Source organism: Paenarthrobacter sp. TA1.8, assembly GCF_048595705.1.
Classification (GTDB): domain Bacteria; phylum Actinomycetota; class Actinomycetes; order Actinomycetales; family Micrococcaceae; genus Arthrobacter; species Arthrobacter nitroguajacolicus.
In genome coordinates, this window is the sequence record NZ_CP184287.1 from 3,653,748 (window position 1) to 3,672,904 (window position 19,157).

The 19,157-nt window shown below is 63.6% G+C and carries 14 protein-coding genes and 1 pseudogene; 4 read left to right on the plus strand and 11 right to left on the minus strand.

Annotation, left to right across the window (positions count from 1 at the left end):
• Positions 1-99: 99 nt before the first annotated feature.
• The 5 genes from ACNAOT_RS17055 to ACNAOT_RS17075 form a co-directional block, all read right to left on the minus strand.
• On the minus strand, positions 100-516 hold the full coding sequence (locus tag ACNAOT_RS17055; protein WP_420178680.1) for a DUF779 domain-containing protein: 417 nt from the start codon (positions 514-516) through the stop codon (positions 100-102).
• Positions 516-1,538, minus strand: coding sequence for an alcohol dehydrogenase AdhP (adhP, locus tag ACNAOT_RS17060; protein WP_420178681.1), 1,023 nt, complete (start codon positions 1,536-1,538; stop codon positions 516-518). The genes ACNAOT_RS17055 and adhP overlap by 1 nt, the downstream gene beginning before the upstream one ends.
• Before the next feature lie 33 nt (positions 1,539-1,571).
• Positions 1,572-3,095, minus strand: coding sequence for an aldehyde dehydrogenase family protein (locus ACNAOT_RS17065; protein WP_420178682.1), 1,524 nt, complete (start codon positions 3,093-3,095; stop codon positions 1,572-1,574).
• Between the two features lie 96 nt (positions 3,096-3,191).
• Positions 3,192-4,535: a GAF domain-containing protein gene (locus tag ACNAOT_RS17070; protein WP_420178683.1), complete on the minus strand. Its 1,344-nt coding sequence runs from the start codon at positions 4,533-4,535 to the stop codon at positions 3,192-3,194.
• Between the two features lie 89 nt (positions 4,536-4,624).
• A complete protein-coding gene (locus tag ACNAOT_RS17075; protein WP_178997350.1) occupies positions 4,625-6,058 on the minus strand; it encodes an FAD-dependent oxidoreductase in 1,434 nt (477 codons plus the stop codon).
• Positions 6,059-6,174: 116 nt separating this feature from the next.
• Here ACNAOT_RS17075 and rarD point away from each other — a divergent pair, with 116 nt between their 5' ends.
• The gene (gene rarD, locus ACNAOT_RS17080) at positions 6,175-7,257 is read left to right on the plus strand and encodes an EamA family transporter RarD (protein WP_420178684.1); all 1,083 of its coding nucleotides are present in this window, start codon (positions 6,175-6,177) and stop codon (positions 7,255-7,257) included.
• A gap of 252 nt (positions 7,258-7,509) precedes the next feature.
• Here the strand turns inward: rarD and gabT are convergent, their stop codons facing one another.
• Together gabT and ACNAOT_RS17090 are read right to left on the minus strand one after the other, a co-directional pair.
• Complete coding sequence (gabT, locus tag ACNAOT_RS17085) at positions 7,510-8,865, minus strand: 4-aminobutyrate--2-oxoglutarate transaminase (RefSeq protein WP_420178685.1); 1,356 nt, start codon at positions 8,863-8,865, stop codon at positions 7,510-7,512.
• Between the two features lie 41 nt (positions 8,866-8,906).
• On the minus strand, positions 8,907-10,337 hold the full coding sequence (locus ACNAOT_RS17090) for a gamma-aminobutyraldehyde dehydrogenase (RefSeq protein WP_091469655.1): 1,431 nt from the start codon (positions 10,335-10,337) through the stop codon (positions 8,907-8,909).
• Positions 10,338-10,481: 144 nt separating this feature from the next.
• Here ACNAOT_RS17090 and ACNAOT_RS17095 point away from each other — a divergent pair, with 144 nt between their 5' ends.
• From ACNAOT_RS17095 to ACNAOT_RS17105, 3 genes and pseudogenes are all read left to right on the plus strand, one after another.
• Positions 10,482-11,924: a PucR family transcriptional regulator gene (locus tag ACNAOT_RS17095; RefSeq protein ID WP_026005258.1), complete on the plus strand. Its 1,443-nt coding sequence runs from the start codon at positions 10,482-10,484 to the stop codon at positions 11,922-11,924.
• Between the two features lie 74 nt (positions 11,925-11,998).
• Entirely contained in the window at positions 11,999-13,285 is a 1,287-nt protein-coding gene (locus ACNAOT_RS17100) for an MFS transporter (RefSeq protein WP_091469192.1), read from the plus strand.
• Positions 13,282-13,958: pseudogene (locus ACNAOT_RS17105) on the plus strand (FadR/GntR family transcriptional regulator). The gene ACNAOT_RS17100 and the pseudogene ACNAOT_RS17105 overlap by 4 nt, the downstream one beginning before the upstream one ends.
• A gap of 10 nt (positions 13,959-13,968) precedes the next feature.
• Here the strand turns inward: ACNAOT_RS17105 and ACNAOT_RS17110 are convergent.
• From ACNAOT_RS17110 to ACNAOT_RS17125, 4 genes are all read right to left on the minus strand, one after another.
• A complete protein-coding gene (locus tag ACNAOT_RS17110; RefSeq protein WP_420178686.1) occupies positions 13,969-15,351 on the minus strand; it encodes an MBL fold metallo-hydrolase in 1,383 nt (460 codons plus the stop codon).
• Between the two features lie 93 nt (positions 15,352-15,444).
• A complete protein-coding gene (locus tag ACNAOT_RS17115; protein WP_420178687.1) occupies positions 15,445-16,911 on the minus strand; it encodes an FAD-dependent oxidoreductase in 1,467 nt (488 codons plus the stop codon).
• 102 nt (positions 16,912-17,013) lie between these two features.
• On the minus strand, positions 17,014-18,285 hold the full coding sequence (cobA, locus tag ACNAOT_RS17120) for a uroporphyrinogen-III C-methyltransferase (RefSeq protein WP_420178688.1): 1,272 nt from the start codon (positions 18,283-18,285) through the stop codon (positions 17,014-17,016).
• 90 nt (positions 18,286-18,375) lie between these two features.
• Entirely contained in the window at positions 18,376-19,155 is a 780-nt protein-coding gene (locus tag ACNAOT_RS17125; RefSeq protein ID WP_091469204.1) for a DNA alkylation repair protein, read from the minus strand.
• Positions 19,156-19,157 lie beyond the last annotated feature (2 nt).

Sequence of the window (19,157 nt, forward strand, 5' to 3'; positions counted from 1 at the left end):
CATATTTATCCCAGATAGTGAGACGACCCCCAAATCAGCGTGACTGCTGTGGCCGGTGTGACAGGGACGCGTTGTCCCCGTCACACCAGCCATGGGCCCTTAAACGCTTGGAACGTCCCAGTCCATGAGGGTGGAACGGATCAGGAAACGTTTGCCCTCGGGTGACTCCACCGAAAATCCACTGCCGCGGCCGTTCACGACATCCACGGTCAGATGGGTGTGGGACCAGTAGTTGAACTGCTCCTTGGACATCCAAAACTCCAAGGGCTGCCGCTCTCCTCCGGCTCCGATATCGAAGCGGCCCAGAAGGACATCAGAGTCGCCGGTGAGGAACTCCCCCGCGGGATAGCACATAGGTGCAGAGCCGTCGCAGCAACCACCCGACTGATGGAACATGAGTGGCCCGTGCTGGTCCCAAAGTTTGCGGAGGAGTTCCAGGGACACCGCGGTGAGCGCCACCCGGGAGAAATCCTCCCCGGGCAGCGTCACCGCAGCTTCCAAGCTGGTGTTGTCCATCAGAACTTCAGGACCACTCGGCCGTCGATCTTGGCGTGCTTCATCTCGTCAAAGACCGCGTTGACTTCGGAGAGTTCCCGGGTGGAGACCGTTGGCTTGATCTTTCCCTGGGCGTAGAACTCCAGTGCTTCCTCCAGGTCCTGCCGTGTTCCCACGATCGAGCCGCGGACCGTAAGGCCCTTGAGGACGATCTCGAAGATCGGCGCAGGGAAGTCTCCCGGAGGCAACCCATTGAAAACGATCGTTCCACCACGGCGCGCCATACCGATCGCCTGGCCGAACGCCGAAGGGTGAACCGCTGTCACCAGGACACCATGGCAGCCACCCGTTTCACGTTGGATGACCTCTGCCGGATCCTCATGCAGGGCGTTGACGGTCAACTCGGCGCCGTGTTCGCGGGCCAGTGCCAACTTGTCATCGGCAATGTCCACCGCCGCGACCCGGAGCCCCATGGCCACCGCATACTGCACGGCGATGTGCCCCAGTCCCCCGATGCCGGAGATGGTGACCCACTGACCAGGCCTGGCCTCGGTCATCTTCAGGCCCTTGTAGACCGTGACCCCGGCACACAGAACCGGCGCGACTTCCACCGGGTCCGAGCCTTCCGGGATGCGGGCAGCAAAGCGCGTGTCAACCAGCATGTACTCGCCGAACGAGCCGTCAACGCTGTAACCACCGTTCTGCTGAGACTCGCACAGGGTTTCCCAACCGGTGCGACAGTACTGGCAGTCTCCGCAGGCGGACCACAGCCAGGCGTTCCCCACAAGATCGCCCACGGCAACGTCCGTGACACCCTCGCCCAGAGCCACCACTTCACCGACACCTTCGTGTCCGGGAATGAAGGGCGGTGTGGGCTTGACCGGCCAGTCGCCTTCGGCGGCATGGAGGTCGGTATGACATACCCCGGAGGTGATGAGGCGGACCAGCGCCTGGCCGGGACCCGGCGTCGGGCGTTCCACCTCCATGACCTTAAGGTCGGTTCCGAACTCTGTTACTACTGCAGCTTGCATGGTGCTGGTCATTGACGATCTCCTTTGATCGATAAACAGGACGGTTTAGAAGAAGCCGAGCTTGTTCTCGTTGTAGCTGACCAGGAGGTTCTTGGTCTGCTGGTAGTGGTCCAGCATCATGGCGTGGTTCTCACGGCCAATACCTGAGGACTTGTAGCCACCGAAGGCGGCGCCTGCCGGGTAGGCGTGGTAGTTGTTGACCCACACACGGCCGGCCTGGATTTCCCGGCCCGCGCGGTAGGCGACATTTCCGTTACGCGACCAGACTCCGGCACCCAGCCCATAGAGGGTGTCGTTGGCGATTCCGATGGCGTCGTTGTAGTCACTGAACTTGGTCACGGACACCACCGGACCGAAGATCTCCTCCTGGAAGATGCGCATCCGGTTGTGGCCTTCGAAAATGGTGGGCTGAACGTAGTAGCCACCGGCCAGGTCACCGGACAGCTCGGCCCGGGCACCACCGGTGAGGACCTTGGCGCCTTCCTGCTTTCCGATGTCGATGTAGGACAGGATCTTCTCCAGCTGGTCATTCGAGGCTTGGGCACCTACCTGGGTGTCGGTGTCCAGCGGGTTTCCCTGGATGATTTTGTTGGTCCGGGCCACGACATCCGTCATGAAGGAGTCGTAGATGCCTTCCTGGACCAGTGCACGGGACGGGCAGGTGCAGACCTCGCCCTGGTTGAAGGCAAAGAGTGTGAAGCCTTCCTGGGCCTTGTCGTAGAAAGCATCGTTCTGGGCGGCGACGTCATCGAAGAAGATGTTCGGGCTCTTGCCACCGAGTTCCAGGGTGACGGGGATGAGGTTGTTGGATGCGTACTGACTGATGAGGCGGCCGGTGGTGGTCTCACCCGTGAAGGCGATCTTACGGATCCGGGAGCTGGAAGCGAGAGGCTTTCCAGCCTCTACACCGAAGCCGTTGACGACGTTCACCACACCTGCTGGCAGGAGGTCTCCGATGAGTTCCATAAGGACCAGGATGGACGTGGGCGTCTGCTCGGCGGGCTTGAGAACCACGGCGTTGCCGGCTGCGAGCGCCGGCGCCAGCTTCCACACGGCCATGAGGATGGGGAAGTTCCACGGGATGATCTGGCCAACGACGCCCAACGGTTCCTTGAAGTGGTAGGCCGTGGTGTCCTCGTCCAGCTGCGAGAGATGACCTTCCTGCGCGCGGACTGCGGAGGCGAAATAACGGAAGTGGTCGGCAGCCAACGGGATATCGGCGTTCAGGGTTTCGCGGACGGGCTTGCCGTTGTCCCACGTTTCCGCCACCGCGAGAAGTTCCACGTTCTCGTCGATGCGGTCTGCGATCTTGTTCAGGATGGCCGCGCGTTCGGTGGCCGACGTCTTGCCCCAGGAGGGTGCAACCTTATGGGCGGCGTCCAGCGCCAGCTCGATGTCCTCCGAGGTACCACGGGCAACCTCGCAGAAGGCTTTGCCCGTGACGGGGGTGATGTTCTCGAAGTAGGCGCCCTTGACCGGGGCAACCCATTCGCCGCCGATCCAGTTCTCGTAGCGGTCCCTGAAGGTGACCTTCGAACCCTCGGCACCCGGCTGTGCATAAACAGTCATTGCTAGCTCCTTTGCTGCGAATCACGGTGGCTGTCGCCATTGATCCGAGCCTAGGAGCAGGGAGGTTGCAGCTACGTTGCAACCATGTGAATCAGCTCACGCTGTCATTTCCGTTTCGATCCGTTCAAGGTCTGCCACGACGGCGGCCCGCTTGGGTGAGCGCGGCGGCAGCAGCTTAAGGACGGCAAGGCGGAGGTCGACGTCGTACTTCGCCTCGGGCAGCTCAGCGTACTTCAGGAGCGAGTCAACGCTGCCGTCGCTGAGCAGCGCCTCGCGCAGCAGGTGCGAGACCCGTTCACGCAACTGCACGACGCCGGGCGCCTCCGAGCGTGGCAAGAGCCCGCCTTTGTAGATTTCCAGGGCGATGCGGTGGGCGCCGCGCTGGAGGCAACTGAGGACCTGGCCGGAGTCGGGTAACAGCTCAACCGGGAGACGATAAGGACGGGATTCCGGGACCGCCTCCGGGCTGAGTTCCTGCATGACCTTCCGGAGCCGCACCATTTCCGCGCGAAGCGTCACGGCAGAACCATCCCCGGGATACAGCTGGGTGCACAGGTCTTCAGCGCTGAGCCCGGCGGGGTTGTTACTCAGGATGGCAAGGATCTCGCTGTGCCGGGCAGATAGGGAAACCGTCCGTCCATTGATGCTGAGCAGGGCTTGGTCACGGCCCAACAGCTGGAGGCTGTTCCGGTACAGTGCATGGCCGGAGGCGGCAGCCGCGCTCCGGCGTCGGGGTTTGTCCTTGACGGCGGCGGCGAGCGTCAGCCGTTCAATACGGAGCTGCGCCTGGGCGGCGGCAACAGTAGCCTCCACCAACGAAAGAGTATGCGCGGCGACGGCGGTTTCCGTGCCCGTGATATCCACAACGCCCAGCACAGCGCCGGAATCGGGGTCGTGGAAGGGAACAGCCGTGCAGCTCCAAGGATGGACCGAGCGTTTGAAGTGTTCCGCCCCGGAAATCTGGATGCTGCGGTCCAGAGCCAGCGCAGTCCCGGGTGCGCTGGTGCCCACGGAAGCTTCGGACCAGTCCGCACCGGCCACGAACATCATGCCCTCGGCGCGGCGCTGCATCACGGGATCGCCATCCACCCACAGGAGCCGCCCGACGTCGTCACCCACTGCCACCAACAGGCCGCTGTCATGGCTAGGCTGAACCAGGAGCTTCTTGATCACCGGCATGATCGTCGCCAAGGGGTGCTGCCTGCGATACTCCTCAAGCTCATCGCGGTCCATTGCGAGGGGAGCCTCAGCGACGTCCGGGTTGGCCTGCAGTGTTGCCGAACGTTGCCAGGATTCACGCACCAGACGGCGCAATCCGACGATGTCCTCGGGCATCCCGAGACGCAAGGAGTCCAGACGCTCGTGGCCGGTAAGAGCACGCTTCTGCAACAGCTCCGCGGCATCGCTGCCTGGAACCGGCGGATGAACTGGATTCCTCATCGAACTCCCTGGTAGTCCGCAATGACAGTGCGCTGCACGTGTGGTGGGCGGGACAGTACCGTGAAGTCTAGTTCGGGTGGAGACGAATGTCAGCCGCGGGAGATCCGGATCATTTCCTCGCGCGGAACAACCTTGATGCGCTCGCGGACCACACCGTTACCTTCGCCGGCGGTCCACTCAGCACCAAGCGCGGCTTCGTGGGCATCAAGCCTGTTCCAGCCCTCCCACGTGGTGTATTCGACGCCGCGTTCCTCAAGGAGGTCGATGATGGCCTGCGGATCCGGGTTCTCAGCAGGGGGCAGGTTGAGCCTGTCCTCGAGGAGGAAGCCGATGGTCTCCAGGGCATCACCCTTGGTGTGGCCGATCAGCCCAACCGGTCCGCGCTTGATCCAGCCGGTGGCGTAAATTCCCGGCACGGGCTTGCCGTCGGCGTCCAGGACGCGACCGCCGTCGTTCGGTATGACGCCCCGGCGGGCGTCGTACTCAAGTTCCTCCAACGGGGAACCGTGGTAGCCGATGGCGCGGTAGACGGATTGGACCGGGTATTCAATGAACTCGCCGGTGCCTTTGACGTTGCCGGTTCCATCCAATTGCATGCGCTCGAATTTGATGCCCGAGACCTTGCCGGGCGTCTCAGGCGAGTCGAGGATCTCCACGGGACTGTGCAGGAAGTGCAGGTGCAGGCGCCGCGATGACGGCTGTTCCGATTCCGCGTGCTCCTCCACCAGCCAGTTGGTCATGGTGTTGACCATGGTCTTGATCTGGTTGTTTGTCCTGATGGCTTCATCCGAGGCTTCGTCGAACTCGAAGTCCTCCGGGTACAGGACGATGTCCACGTCCTTGCAGTGGGACAACTCGCGCAGCTCCAACGGCGTGAACTTCACCTGGGCCGGGCCACGGCGGCCGAAGACGTGAACGTCGGTGACCGGCGACTGCTTGAGCCCCGCGTAGACGTTGTCCGGGATCTCCGTAACCAGGAGTTCCTCGGGATGCTTGGCCAGCATGCGGGCCACATCCAAGGCCACGTTGCCGTTGCCGATCACGGCGATTTCCTTGGCATCCAGGGGCCAGTCCCGGGGAACGTCCGGGTGGCCGTCGTACCACGACACGAAGTCGGCTCCGCCGAAGGATCCCTCCAGTTCGACGCCGGGGATCCTCAAGTCGGCGTCTTTGATGGCACCCGTGGAGAAGATCACGGCGTCGTAGAACGCACGGAAATCGTGGAGTGTGAGGTCCTTCCCGTATGTCACGTTGCCGAGGAAGCGAATGTCGCCGCGGTCCAATACCTTGTGCAGCGCGTTCACGATGCCCTTGATCCGCGGGTGATCCGGCGCCACGCCGTAGCGGATCAGGCCGTACGGCGCCGGATATGCCTCGAAGAGATCGATGCTGACCTCCACATGCCCGTCTTTGACCTCGTTCGATTTCGTCAGGATGTCCGCGGCGTACACGCCCGCGGGTCCTGCACCAACGATCGCAACGCGAAGCGGACGATTGGGGGTTGTTGCGGCTGAGTTGGACACCGTTACCCTTCCGAAGCAGTGAGCCACGCCGTTGTTGGGGCGCGCAGATTCCAATTCTAGATGTCGACCCTACGCCGGACCGCCTATATGGCAGGAGTCACAGAAATTGATAAAGATTGCGGAATATTGCGCGTGCAGGCGGTGTTGGCGACAATGTGTCGACTCCGGATCAGATAGCTGCCAACTCCCCCTCTTCAAACCAGCCAACGACGACGACAGTCGGGGGCGGCGGTGGAGGTACCGGCGGTTCCGCTAAAACCGGCAGCAAGCCTGTGCGGAGCGAGTCGACGGCGGGAATCCTGTTCGGCATTGGCGCTTACGGTCTATGGGGCCTGCTTCCGCTGTACTTCTTCGTCCTCATGCCGGCCAGCGCAATCGAGATCGTGGCCAACCGGATCGTTTGGTCCTTGCTCTTCTGTGCACTGCTCATCACCATCACGCGCGCCTGGAAGACGTTCTGGGCGGCGGTGAAGGACAGCAGCGTGTTCGGTCCTTTGGCCCTGGCGGCAGTTCTGATTGCCATCAACTGGCTCACCTACACTTTCGGGGTCACCACGGGCCACGCCGTTGAGACGTCCCTGGGCTACTTCATCAACCCGTTGGTCTCGGTTTTGCTCGGCGTTTTCGTCCTCAAAGAAAAGCTGCGTCCCCTGCAGTGGGCAGCTGTGGGCATCGGCTTCGTGGCCGTGGGCGTCCTGACATTCTCCTACGGACAGCTCCCGTGGATTGCCCTGATCCTGGCCTTCAGCTTTGGGCTCTATGGCTTCGTGAAAAAGCGTGTCGGGCCCAAGGTGGACGCACTCACGAGCCTCAGCGTGGAAACGGTGGTGCTGGCTCCCTTTGCAGCCATCACCATGGTTGTCCTCGCGGTAACCGGCGTCGAAACCCTTACCACGCTGGGCGCGGGCCACTTCTGGCTGCTGGTGGCTTCCGGTGTCATCACGGCCGTACCCCTCCTGTTCTTCGGCGCCTCAGCCCGCCGTCTTCCCATGACCACCATCGGCCTGCTGCAGTACTTCGCTCCGGTCCTCCAATTCGTGGTGGCGCTGACCGTGTTCAACGAGACCATGACCACTGCCCGCTGGATCGGTTTCTGCGTGGTGTGGTTGGCGCTGGTGCTGCTGACCATCGACATGCTTCGCACCACTCGGAAAAACTCGGTGCTGAAGAAGAGGGCCCGGCTGGCGGCTGCTGGCTAGTAAGCCCCTCATTCCCGCCCTTGTTCGGTACTCCCTGCGTTGTAGGCCGGGGCTGGCGGACAACCGCGAGGCGAGCCGTAACACGGGCGGGAACAGCGAGAACGCTGGAACGGTGCCAGAACGCGGGAACGCTCCAGCGAACTCGGCGCATTCCCACGAACTCGGCGGTGGAGCCAGCTAAACAGAATCCGCTTAAACGCAGGAGGAGGGCCGGGGTGTCCCCGGCCCTCCTCCAAAAACAAGCGTGAAGTCTTACGCGTGAGCCTTGATGGCTGCTGCGAGGACCTCGAGGCCGTCAATGAGCAGTTCGTCGCTGATGACCAGCGGCGGGAGCAGGCGGATCACGTTGCCGTAGGTGCCACAGGTCAGGATGACGACGCCTTCCTTGAGGCAAGCGGCAGCAACAGCCTTGGTGAGCTCAGCATTCGGCTCCTTGGAACCGGGCTGGACGAGCTCGATTGCCAGCATGGCCCCGCGGCCACGGATGTCGCCAACCACGGAAACTTCGGCTGCCAGTTCGCGGAGCTTGCCCAGGGCGAGCTCTTCGATGTGGCGTGCACGGCCGTTGAGGTTGTGCTGTTCCATGGTGTCGATGGCTGCGAGTGCTGCGGCGCAAGCAACCGGGTTGCCACCGTAAGTGCCGCCGAGGCCGCCCGGGTGGACGGCGTCGAGCAGGTCTGCGCGGCCGGTGATAGCGGACAGCGGGAGGCCGCCGGCAATGCCCTTGGCCATGGTGATGATGTCGGGGACAACACCTTCGTGGTCAACAGCGAACCATTCGCCCGTGCGGCAGAAACCGGACTGGACCTCGTCAGCGATGAAGACGATGCCCTTTTCCTTGGCCCATGCGGACAGTGCCGGGAGGAAGCCTTCGGCCGGGACAATGAAGCCACCTTCACCCTGGATGGGTTCGATGATGATCGCGGCAACCTGGTCGCCGCCGATCTGCTTCTCGATCATGGTGATGGCGCGCTTGGCGGCCTCGGCACCGGTGATTTCCGGGTTCTCTTCACGGAACGGGTAGCTCATGGGCATGCGGTAGACCTCGGGCGCGAACGGGCCGAAGTTGGTCTTGTACGGCATGGCCTTGGCGGTCAGTGCCATGGTCAGGTTGGTGCGGCCGTGGTAGGCGTGGTCGAAAGCAACCACGGCGTCGCGGCCGGTGGCCAGGCGTGCAACCTTGACGGCGTTCTCTACGGCTTCAGCGCCGGAGTTGAACAGCACGGTGCGCTTGGCGTGGTCGCCCGGGGTGAGGCGGTTGAGCTGCTCGGCAACTGCAACGTAGCCCTCGTACGGGGTGACCATGAAGCAGGTGTGCGTGAAGTGCGCAGCAGCTTCCTGGACAGCGGCGACGACGGCGGGGTCGGACGCGCCGACGCTGGTCACGGCGATGCCGGAACCGAGGTCGATGAAGGAGTTGCCGTCGACGTCGCGGATGATGCCGCCGTCGGCGTCTTCAACGTAAACGGGGACGCCCGAGGCGACGCCTGCAGCAACGACGGCGGCGCGACGCTCGGCCAGTGCCTGCGACTTGGGGCCGGGGAAGGCGCCGTTGATGTTGCGCTTCTGCTCGATGCGGTACGAGAGTTCGTTCGCGGTGGTAGTCATGAGGTGGTTGCCTTTCTGGGAAGCTCTGGTGAAGGTACGGGTTACGCGTCGAGCGCAGACATCACGTGCTTGATGCGCGTGTAGTCCTCAACGCCGTACATGGAGAGGTCCTTGCCGTAGCCGGACTGCTTGAAGCCGCCGTGCGGCATCTCTGCCGTCAGGAGGATGTGGGTGTTGATCCAGACCGCGCCGAAGTCCAGGTCGCGGCTCATGCGCATGGCCGTGCCGTGGTCGGTGGTCCAGACGCTGGAAGCCAGGGCGTATTCGACGTCGTTGGCCAGTTCGAGCGCTTCTTCTTCGGTGCTGAACTTCTGGACGGTGATGACCGGTCCGAAGGTTTCCTTCTGCACGATGTCGTCAGTCTGCTTGGCGCCGGAGATGATGGTGGGCTCGAAGAAGAAGCCCTTCTCGCCTGCGCGGTGGCCACCAGTTTCGATCTTGCAGTTGGCCGGGAGGTTCTCCACCACGGAGGTCACAGCGTTGAAGTGGTTCACGTTGTTGAGCGGGCCGAAGTAGTTGTCTTCGTCGTTCTGCGAACCCGTGTGCAGGGTCTTGGTGTGCTCCACCATCGCTGCCACGACGTCGTCGTGGACGGAGTCCTCCACCAACACGCGGGTGATGGCCGTGCAGTCCTGGCCTGCGTTGAAGAACGCGAACTCGGCGATGGCCGCGGCACTCTTCTTGATGTCGGCATCCTTGAAGACGATGGCCGGAGCCTTGCCGCCAAGTTCCAGGTGGGCCCTCTTGAGGCCCTTGGCTGCGCCGCTTGCCACAGCAATGCCGGCACGGACGGAGCCCGTGATGGACACCAGGCCGGGGACCTTGTGGTCAACCATCATGGCGCCGGTTTCGCCGGTGCCCAGGACAACATTGAGGACACCGGCCGGGAAGATCTCGCCGGCCAGGCGTGCCAGCACCAAGGTTGACTCAGGGGTGGTGTCGGAAGGCTTCAGGACAATTGTGTTGCCTGCGGCCAGGGCGGGGCCGATCTTCCAGATGGCCATGAGGAACGGGTAGTTCCACGGAGCAACCTGGGCTACGACGCCGATCGGTTCGCGACGTACGTAGGAGGTGTGGCCCTCGAAGTATTCGCCTGCGGACTTGCCTTCGATGATGCGCGCTGCACCGGCGAAGAAGCGGAGCTGGTCAGCACCTGCGGCAACTTCCTCGGAGGCGATCAGGGAACGGACCTGACCGGTGTTGCGGTGCTGGGCTTCCACGAGTTCATCGCTATTGGCCTCGACGGCGTCTGCGAGCTTGAGGAGCATCAGCTGGCGCTGGCCGGGAGTGGCCTTCTTCCACGACTTGAAAGCCTGGTTGGCCGCGGTCATGGCGGCGTCCACATCGGCCTGAACCGAAATGGGCGACTTGGCAACGATTTCCCCGGTGGCGGGGTTCACGATGTCCAAGAGACCCGTACCTGCCGGCGTAACGAATTCGCCGTTGATGAAGTTCTGCAAGGTTTGAACCACGGTGTGCAACCCTCTTTCGGAGTCTGGGCATGGGTTTAGCTGATCAGAGCCTATGCCAGGGAGGGGGTCCAAGGAATAGCCAGCTGCACACACAAGGACCCCCCGCTTAGTGCGCTTGCCCAGTGCCGGGTTACGCTTGAAAGCATGGCAATGTCCCTCGCTTCGCTCGTCGCTGTCCCCTCCCTGAAACTCCGCCAAGCCGGCCTTGCCGAAACCACGTGGAACCAGGACATCAGTTGGGTTGCGGTGACGGAACTGGAAGACCCCCAGCGTTTCCTCAGCGGCGGAGAGTTGGTCCTCACCACCGGCCTGCGCCTCAAGAGCGCCGCCGACCAGCGACGATTCGTCCGCCAGGCCCAACGCGCTGGTGCCGTCGGGATCGGTTTTGGCATCGGCCTCACCCACGAGTCCGTCCCGGAAGCTCTCATCGCAGAAGCCAACCGCTGGGGCTTGCCCCTGGTGGAAGTCCCCTACGAGATCCCCTTCATCGCGATCGGCAAACTCGTGGCGGAATCGCACTCTGCCGACCATTACTCCAACTTGGAACGACTCCTCGCCGGACACCAGATCCTGGCACGCTCACTCCTCACCGGCGGAGGCCTGAACGAACTTCTCAAGCAACTGGGCAGCATGCTCCGCACTGATGTGGTGCTCACCCAGTTCAGCGCGCAGCTCTACAACAGCGTGGCGGGGAAGCCGGCCCCGACGGCGGATGGCTGGGCTTCGTATCCGATTCCCACCGGCCGCAGGGATGCCTGCACGCTCTGGTTGCGGCAGCCGTTCGTCGACTCCGGCATCGTCAGCTACGCGCAAAACCTGATCAGCGTGGAGCTCAACAACATGGTCAAGCAGCGCCAGGCCCAGCGCGCCATGGCCGGTCAGGTCTTGGACGACGTCATCCACGGCACCCTTGAGAGCATCGAGGCCGCCCGGCGCCTGGCAGGCGTGGGCATCAACAGCACCCGGAAGAACGTTGTGCTCGTGGCAGAGTCCACGGCACACCACAAACAACTGATCAGCATCTCCCTGCCCCAGGCGCTGGAAGCCGGCGTCAGCGCCGTCGTCGGGAAGGACCTTGTCACTGTCATCAGCGACGACGGCAGTTCGGCCACCGCTTTGGCCAAGAGCCTTAGCGATCACCTGCAGGAAGCCGGCATCCACGCCGTCATAGGTATCGGCGGCGCCTACACGAAGCCGAACGGCCTGCGTTGGAGCTACTTTGAAGCGCGCGACGCCGTGGCGCACGGCTTGCCGGTCAACGAGCCGGAGCGCCTGAGCCTGACATCCCTGCTGCTTGCCAGCGAGGATGTTCCGTTGGCGGATATGGCCAGCGAGTCCCTCACGCCGCTGCGGAAGTTCGACGCCGCCCACGGGGCCGAACTGGTGGCCACCTTGGAGAGCTACCTGAACCACAACGGGTCAGTGGCGGCCGTGGCCGAAGCCCTTACCCTGCACCGCAACACTGTGCGTTACCGCCTGGCACAGATCACCGAATTGACGGGCTACGACCCCTCCCAGACGCAGGACCGTGTGCAGCTGTGGCTGGCCTTGGCGGTCCAGCGCTTGGGCTCGCGCAACCCTCGCTAGGGCCCCTCAAGCTCGCGCGGAGAGCTTCGCCACAAAACCCTAGACATTAGACGTCAAACGTCTAACCTTTAGATATGGCCGCGACGACTCCTCTTACCCCCAGCACCGGAAACATCCCTACTGTGAGCCCCGCTCAGGCTGCCCCTGCGCTTTCGGCTAGTTCCGCAGTCCCCAAGACGCGCGTCGTCGCCGTCGTCGGCATTATTGCGGTGGTGCTCATCGGCCTGAACCTGCGCGCAGGCATCACCAGCGCCGCTGCCCTGTTCCACGACCTGCAGCAGGTGCTGGGTTACGGCGCCCTGGTGGCGTCCATTCTGCCTTCCATCCCGCTGCTGTGCTTTGCGGTTGCGGGCATGGGAACGTCCTGGCTGACCCGGCGTGTGGGTGTCGAGAAAGCCATCGCCATCGCCTTGGCCCTGCTGGCCGGCGGTTTGCTGGTGCGTGGCGTTCCGGTAACGGGCGCGCTCCTTGGAGGCACCGTCCTGGCGATGTCCGGCCTGGCCGTGTGCAACGTGGCCATGCCGTCGTTCATCCGTGAGCACTACTCAGAGCGCACCTCCATGATGACGGGTCTCTACACTTTCACCATGTCCGGGGGCGCTACCTTCGCTGCAGCCGTAAGCGTGCCTTTGGCTCAGGAACTCGGCTCGCCGTCCATGGGCCTGGCCGCTTGGGGAATCCTTGGCGTCGCGGCCCTGCTGGGCTTCCTGCCGGTTGTCCTCCACACCCACCGCAACTCCACCAAAACGGACCGTCCGCGGGTGTCCATGTGGCCGTTGCTGCGTACCCGCCTCGGCATCCTGATTACCGCGATCTTCACCTTCCAGGCGTTCCTTGCCTACGCAGTAATGAGCTGGTTCGCCTACATCCTGACCTCGCAAGGCCTCAGCGCCTCCGAAAGCGGCCTGCAGTTCGGCGTGATGCAGTTGGTCTCCGTCGCTGCCGGCATGATCCTTCTCGCGTTCGGCTCCCGCCCCCGCATGCTCCGCCCCGCACTGTATCTCGCCAGCAGCTCCACCTTGCTGGCCATCGCCGCGATGGTCTGGTTGCCGACGTCGCTGGCGGTTGTGCCCGCAGTGCTCTTCGGCTTCGGCTTGGGCATCTTCCCGCTGGTCCTGGTGATCATTAGCCGCAGCGGACGTTCGACGGCGGAAACCACCGCGCTCTCCACCATCGCCCAATCGCTGGGATACTTGATTGCGGCAATAGGCCCCTTTGGCATGGGGCTGCTCCACAGCGCCACCGGCGGCTGGGTGCTGCCGCTGAGCCTGCTGTCCATCGTGGCCGTGGCGCTCATGGTTACCTGCCACCTGCTCACGAGCAAGCGCACTGCCACCAAGACCGGACCGAGGACAGCATGACCCTGACCCCTTCGCATCGCCCGGCCCTTGCCGAGGAGATCACCGCCAAGCTGCGGGACATGATCAAGTCCGGTGAATGGCCGCTCCAGGAGCGAATCCCAGCCGAGCCAGAGCTCATGTCCACCTTAGGTGTTTCGCGGGCCTGCGCGAGGCCATCAAGGCGCTGGCCCACTCCGGCATGCTGGAAGTCCGGCGCGGGGATGGCACCTACGTGCGGGCCAATAGTGAGATGTCCGGCGCGGCGCAGCGCATGTACCTGGAGCACACTCAGGAACACATCGTGGAGGTCCGGCTCGGCCTGGACACCCAGGCTGCCCGATTGGCCACCAGGCACGCTACCGCCGAGGACCTGGCCGAGATGCGCCGCCTCCTCTCGCTCCGCCACGATGCCTGGCAAGCCGAGGACTACCCCACGTGGGCCAGTGCCGACTGGGAATTCCACGAACGCGTTGCCTTGGCTTCAGGGAATCCATTGCTCCATCAGCTGTACGTTTCGTTCGGCGGAGTGTTCCACAACGACCTCCTCCGGCAGCAACGCAAGGAAGGCTTCAACGGCATTCCGCGCGAAGGCCACGACGAACTGGTGGACGCCTTGGAGGCACACGACCCCGATGCCGCCGTCCAGAGCGTGTACCGGAACCTGGATTTCTGCGCAGACCAGGCCCCGCGTTAGCCAGGCTCCTTCACGGCTGAGTGGTTTCAATTCCGATCCCGGCCGCATCCCTGAATCTCGCATTGATCAGCACCACCTCGCGCCCGGCCCGGTCCAGCAGGCTGGCCGCGACACTCGCCCGATATCCCGTGGCACAGTGCACCCAGATCCTCGCGTCCGGCAGCTCAGTGATCTTCCCGAGGAGCTCGTAGACGGGAACGTTGAAGGCACCCACCACATGGGAGGCCTCAAATTCGTCCGGTCGGCGAACATCCAGCACCACGTCTGCCGGTTCCCGTTCCCTGAGCAACAAGCTCCAGTCCCCGTGCAGGTAGCTCGCCTGTGGGGACTCGGGCGCCAACGCACCAACGTTCAGAATCGCCGCTTCAGGCCCGACGGCGGCATCCGGGCTGTCGATACCGATCCTCGCCAAGTCACGGATCGCCTTTTCGACCTCGCTGAGTGGGCCCATTAGCGTGAGTGGCTGGTTCCACGGGATCACCCAGCCGAGGTAACTGGTGAAATTGTCCCCACGGCCGTACTCAAAACTCACGCTGCCCTGAAAGTGGCTTTCCGCGAAGGCCACGCGATGCCGGAGGTCCACCACCCACTCCCCTGCCCTCAAACGCCGGCCCAGTTCCTTTGCGTCCACGGAGTCCGGGACGTCAAGGATTGCAGGGTGCGGACCAGCGGCATTCAGAGGATTCATGTGGGCGTAGTACGCGGGGTAGGCCGTGATGTTCTGCAGCAACTGCGAGACAAAGTGGTCCTCGTCCCGATCTGTCAGGGCGTGGTTTGACGCGGCTTGCTCACTGATCGTCGAGGTCTCTTGATGGCTCGCCGGGCCGATGGAACAGAACGAGCCGAAGCCATGCGTCGGGTAGAGCGCCGCTTCGGGTGTCGCCGAATCCACCAGGCGCCGGACGGAGGAGTACTGGTCATGGGCCAGCTTCGCGGTGTCCCCCGGAGAGACCAGGTCCGTTCTCCCAACGGAACCGTAAAGCAAGCTGCCGCCGGAAAACACGGCCTCCGTGCCGCCGTCGTGCGTGTCATCCCGCACCACATAGGAAAGGTGTGTGTGGGTGTGGCCAGGCGTCGCAACTACCGAAACGGAAAGCCGGCCAACGCGAAGAACCTGGCCGTCCGTGACAGGGACGCGCGTGAAGGAGACCTCATCAGCGGCGTTCACCAAATAGTCAGCGCCATGCTTCTCCGCCAGAACGAGGCCGCCCGTGACGTAGTCGTTGTGCAGGTGCGTCTCGGCTACATGGGTGATCCGGACGCCAGCGTCACGAGCCGCAGCTTCCACCCGGTCAATGTCCCGCTGGGGGTCGATCACCAACGCAACTGAGCCGTCATGCACCAAGTAGCTGCGGTCGCCCAGCTGCGGAGTTTCAATGACGACGACGTCCATGACTCAGGGTACCGCCGGGCGGGACAGAGCGAGCTTAAAAGCAGGGCGGGGCCACTCGAACTGAGTGACCCCGCCAGCAAAGAACCGGAAGTACTAGACCTGTGCGGCTACGCCATCACGCGAAATGTTGACCATGTCCTCGCGCGGGACAACCTTGATGCGCTCACGCTTGACCTCAACGCCGTGGGAGGCGCCGGCCTCGGTGGCTGCTGCGCCGAGAGCGAGCTCGTGTGCATCAAGGGCCAGCCAGCCTTCCCAGCTGGTGAACTTCACGCCGCGGGCATCGAGCAGATCCACGACGGCGTCTGCCGCGGGAACCTCGGCGACCGGCAGGTTTTCGCGGTCCTCCAACAGGTAGGTGACAGTTTCGAGGGCATCGCCCTTGGTGTGGCCGATGAGGCCAACCGGCCCGCGCTTGATCCAGCCCGTTGCGTAGAGGCCGGGTACATGCTGGCCGTCGGCGTCCAGGACACGGCCGCCGTCGTTGGTGACGACGCCCTTCTTGTGGTCGAACTCGACGTCCGGCAGGGCCGAACCGAAGTAGCCGATGGAGCGGTACACGGCCTGGACCGGGTAGTCGATGAATTCGCCGGTGCCGCGGGCGTTGCCCGTGCCGTCAAGCTCGGTGCGCTCGAACTTGATGCCGGCAACCTTGCCCGGGGTTTCCGGGGAGTCGACGATTTCCACCGGGCTGTGCAGGAAGTGCAGGTGCAGGCGGCGGGAAGCCGTGAGCTCGGAAAGATCCTCGGGCTGCTCGGCGATCCAGTTGGTGAGCGTGCCCACCATGGTCTTGGTCTGGTTGTTCGTCTGGACCTGGCGATCGGACTCTTCGTCGAATTCGAAGTCCTCGGCGTAGAGGACGATGTCCACGTCCTTGGAGTGCGAAAGTTCGCGGAGTTCCAGCGGGGTGAACTTCACCTGTGCCGGGCCGCGACGGCCGAAGACGTGAACGTCGGTGACCGGGGAGTTCTTCAGGCCGGCGTAAACGTTGTCCGGGATTTCGGTGACCAGGAGGTCATCGGCGTGCTTGGAGAGAACACGGGCCACGTCAAGGGCCACGTTGCCGTTGCCGAGGACAGCGATTTCCTTTGCGTCAAGCGGCCATTCGCGGGAAACGTCCGGGTGACCGTCGTACCAGGAGACGAAGTCGGCGCCGCCGAAGGAACCCTCGAGTTCGATGCCCGGGATATTCAGGTCGGCGTCCTTGATGGCGCCGGTGGCGAAGATGACGGCGTCGTAATGCTTGCGGAGGTCCTCGATGGAGATGTCCGTACCGTAGTCAACGTTGCCGAAGAAGCGGATGTCGCCGCGGTCCAGGACCTTGTGCAGGGCGTTGACGATGCCCTTGATGCGGGGGTGGTCCGGCGCGACGCCGTAGCGGATCAGGCCGTACGGTGCCGGGTAGCGGTCGAAGAGGTCGATGCTGACGTTGAGTTCGCCGCTCTTGACGGCCTCGCTCTTGGTCAGGATGTCAGCTGCGTAAACGCCGGCCGGGCCGGAGCCGATGACGGCGACGCGAAGCGGACGGTCCGCAGAACCTACGGGGGTGCTAATTGACACGGCTGTGTTCCTTCTTCTGTTCAGTCATCCCAACTAGGTCGCAGTTGTGCGCGTTTTGAGGGCTCAAAACGCGCTCTGCTGCTACCTAGTTGGGCCGGGGGGCTAGTTACTGCGGACGCGGGGACGATTTGGGGTAATAGTGCTGTAGTCAGCGGTCTTGAAGTGCTGCGGTGCAAAGGGGCTGACACGGACCACGTCGCCGATCACAATGACCGCCGGGTTGGCCACGCCGACGGCTTCCGCCTGGTCCGCGATGGTACCCAGAGTGCCGATAGTGACGCGCTGGTCCGGCAAATACCCGTTCTCTACGATACCTACTGGTGTGTCCAAAGGCAGACCCGAGCCCGCCAGCTCAGCCGCGGAATCGCGCAATTGCGCCACTCCCATGAGCAACACCACAGTGTGATCGGGGCGTGCCGGGACTTCGGACAGCTCTTCGTGGCCGGTCACCACGCTGAAGCCCTTGGCCAGGCCGCGGTGTGTCACGGGGATACCCGCGGCCGCCGGAACGGAAATCGCAGACGTTACGCCGGACACCACTTCAACCTCGACGCCGTTCTGGCGGCAGAACTCCGCTTCTTCACCGCCGCGGCCCAGGACGTAGGGGTCGCCGCCTTTGAGGCGGACCACCCGGTTGCCCTTGAGGGCTTCCTCCACGAGGATCCTGTTGATCTCGAGCTGCGGCACGGGATGGTGGCCAGGCGTCTTGCCTACCTCGATCACCCGGACGTCCGGGGCAAGTTCCTTGAGCAGCTCGCGCGGGCCAAGACGGTCAGCAACCACGACGTCGGCCTGGCCCAGCAGTCGACGGCCGCGGACTGTGATGAGTCCCGAGTCGCCCGGACCGCCACCTACCAAAGCGACAGAGCCAACGGAGCCGCCGGTTCCCGGCTTGCGATGACGGCGTAGCGGCAGGTCACCGGTTTCAAGGGCAGTGGCTACAGCGTTGCGGAGGGCCATGGCACGGCGCGGGTCTCCCCCGGCGTTGATGGCGATCTTGACGTCGTCCACCACGGCAACGGCGGGTGTCCAGGCGGCTGATGCTTCGTGGTCCGAGGCGTTGACGCACCAGATGCGCTGCGCCTCAGCGTCGGCAGCTACCTGGGTGTCCACAGCGGCTGTGCCAGTGGCGGTTTGAGCGAACCAGACGCCGTCGAGGTCTGAGGTGCAGTACTCGCGCTGCTCCCAGGTGAGGAGACCGGCAGTGGCGAGACCGCGAAGTGTGTCGGTGGCAACGGGAGCGACCACGGTGACTTTAGCACCGGCGTCGAGCAGTCCCTTGGCGCGGCGCTCCGCAACGGGGCCGCCGCCAACCACCAGCACCGGGCGGCCGAGCAGCCGCAGCGCGGTGGGGTAAATGTCCTGTATTGCCATGAAAAAACTGTAGGGCTGCGCCGTAACATGCTTCAAAGGCTCGGAAACACCCGGTAACGCTGGGTAATCCAACGTCACATAGTTCCCCGCTTAGTTCGGGGAAACACTGTCTTTTAGCGTCAGGTAATACGCGCGCTGTTCCTTGCCCAAGTGCTCGATCGCGTAACGAAGCGCCGTCCGCGGCATGGTGGCTGCGTGTTCGTCGAGGAACGCCAGCAGACGCTCGCGGCTGCTGCGCCCGGCATCGCGGACCCAACCGCCCACCGCCTTGTGGAGGAGGTCTTCCTTGTCATGAAGGAGGATCCCAGCGATGGCGAATGTGTCATCCAACTGGCCTTCGCGGATGAACGCCGACGTGGCGACGATAGCCGTCCGGCGCTCCCACATATTCTCCGAACGGGCCAGGTCATACAGCGGATCCCGCGACTTATCCATGAGCCAACCGCCCACCACCCGCCCGGCGCCCAAGTCCACCAGGTCCCAGTTGTTAATGCGGTCATGCCTGCGCAGGTACAGCTCGTACAGCTCCTTGCGCCGCTCTTCCGTGGTCTTCTTTTTCTGCGTTTGCAGCGCCATGATCTTCACAGCTCCGGCGCGGGCCTCGTGGATATCCTCTTCCAAGAGCTTCTCGATCTCAGCCGGGGGCATGGCCGCGAATTCCTTGGCAAGCGTGAAGACCTCGCCCATGCGGACACCCATGAAGAAATCACCCTCGCCGTAGTCACCCTCGCCGGTCTTGAAATACCGCTGGTACTTGGCCTGCTCGACGTCGGATTGCCTCGCCTGGAGCCGCGCCAGGAACTCGACGGCGGTTGGTTCGGTTCCCGGCGCCAGTGCGGCTTTTGCGGACTTTCCCGGTTGAGGGGTCATCC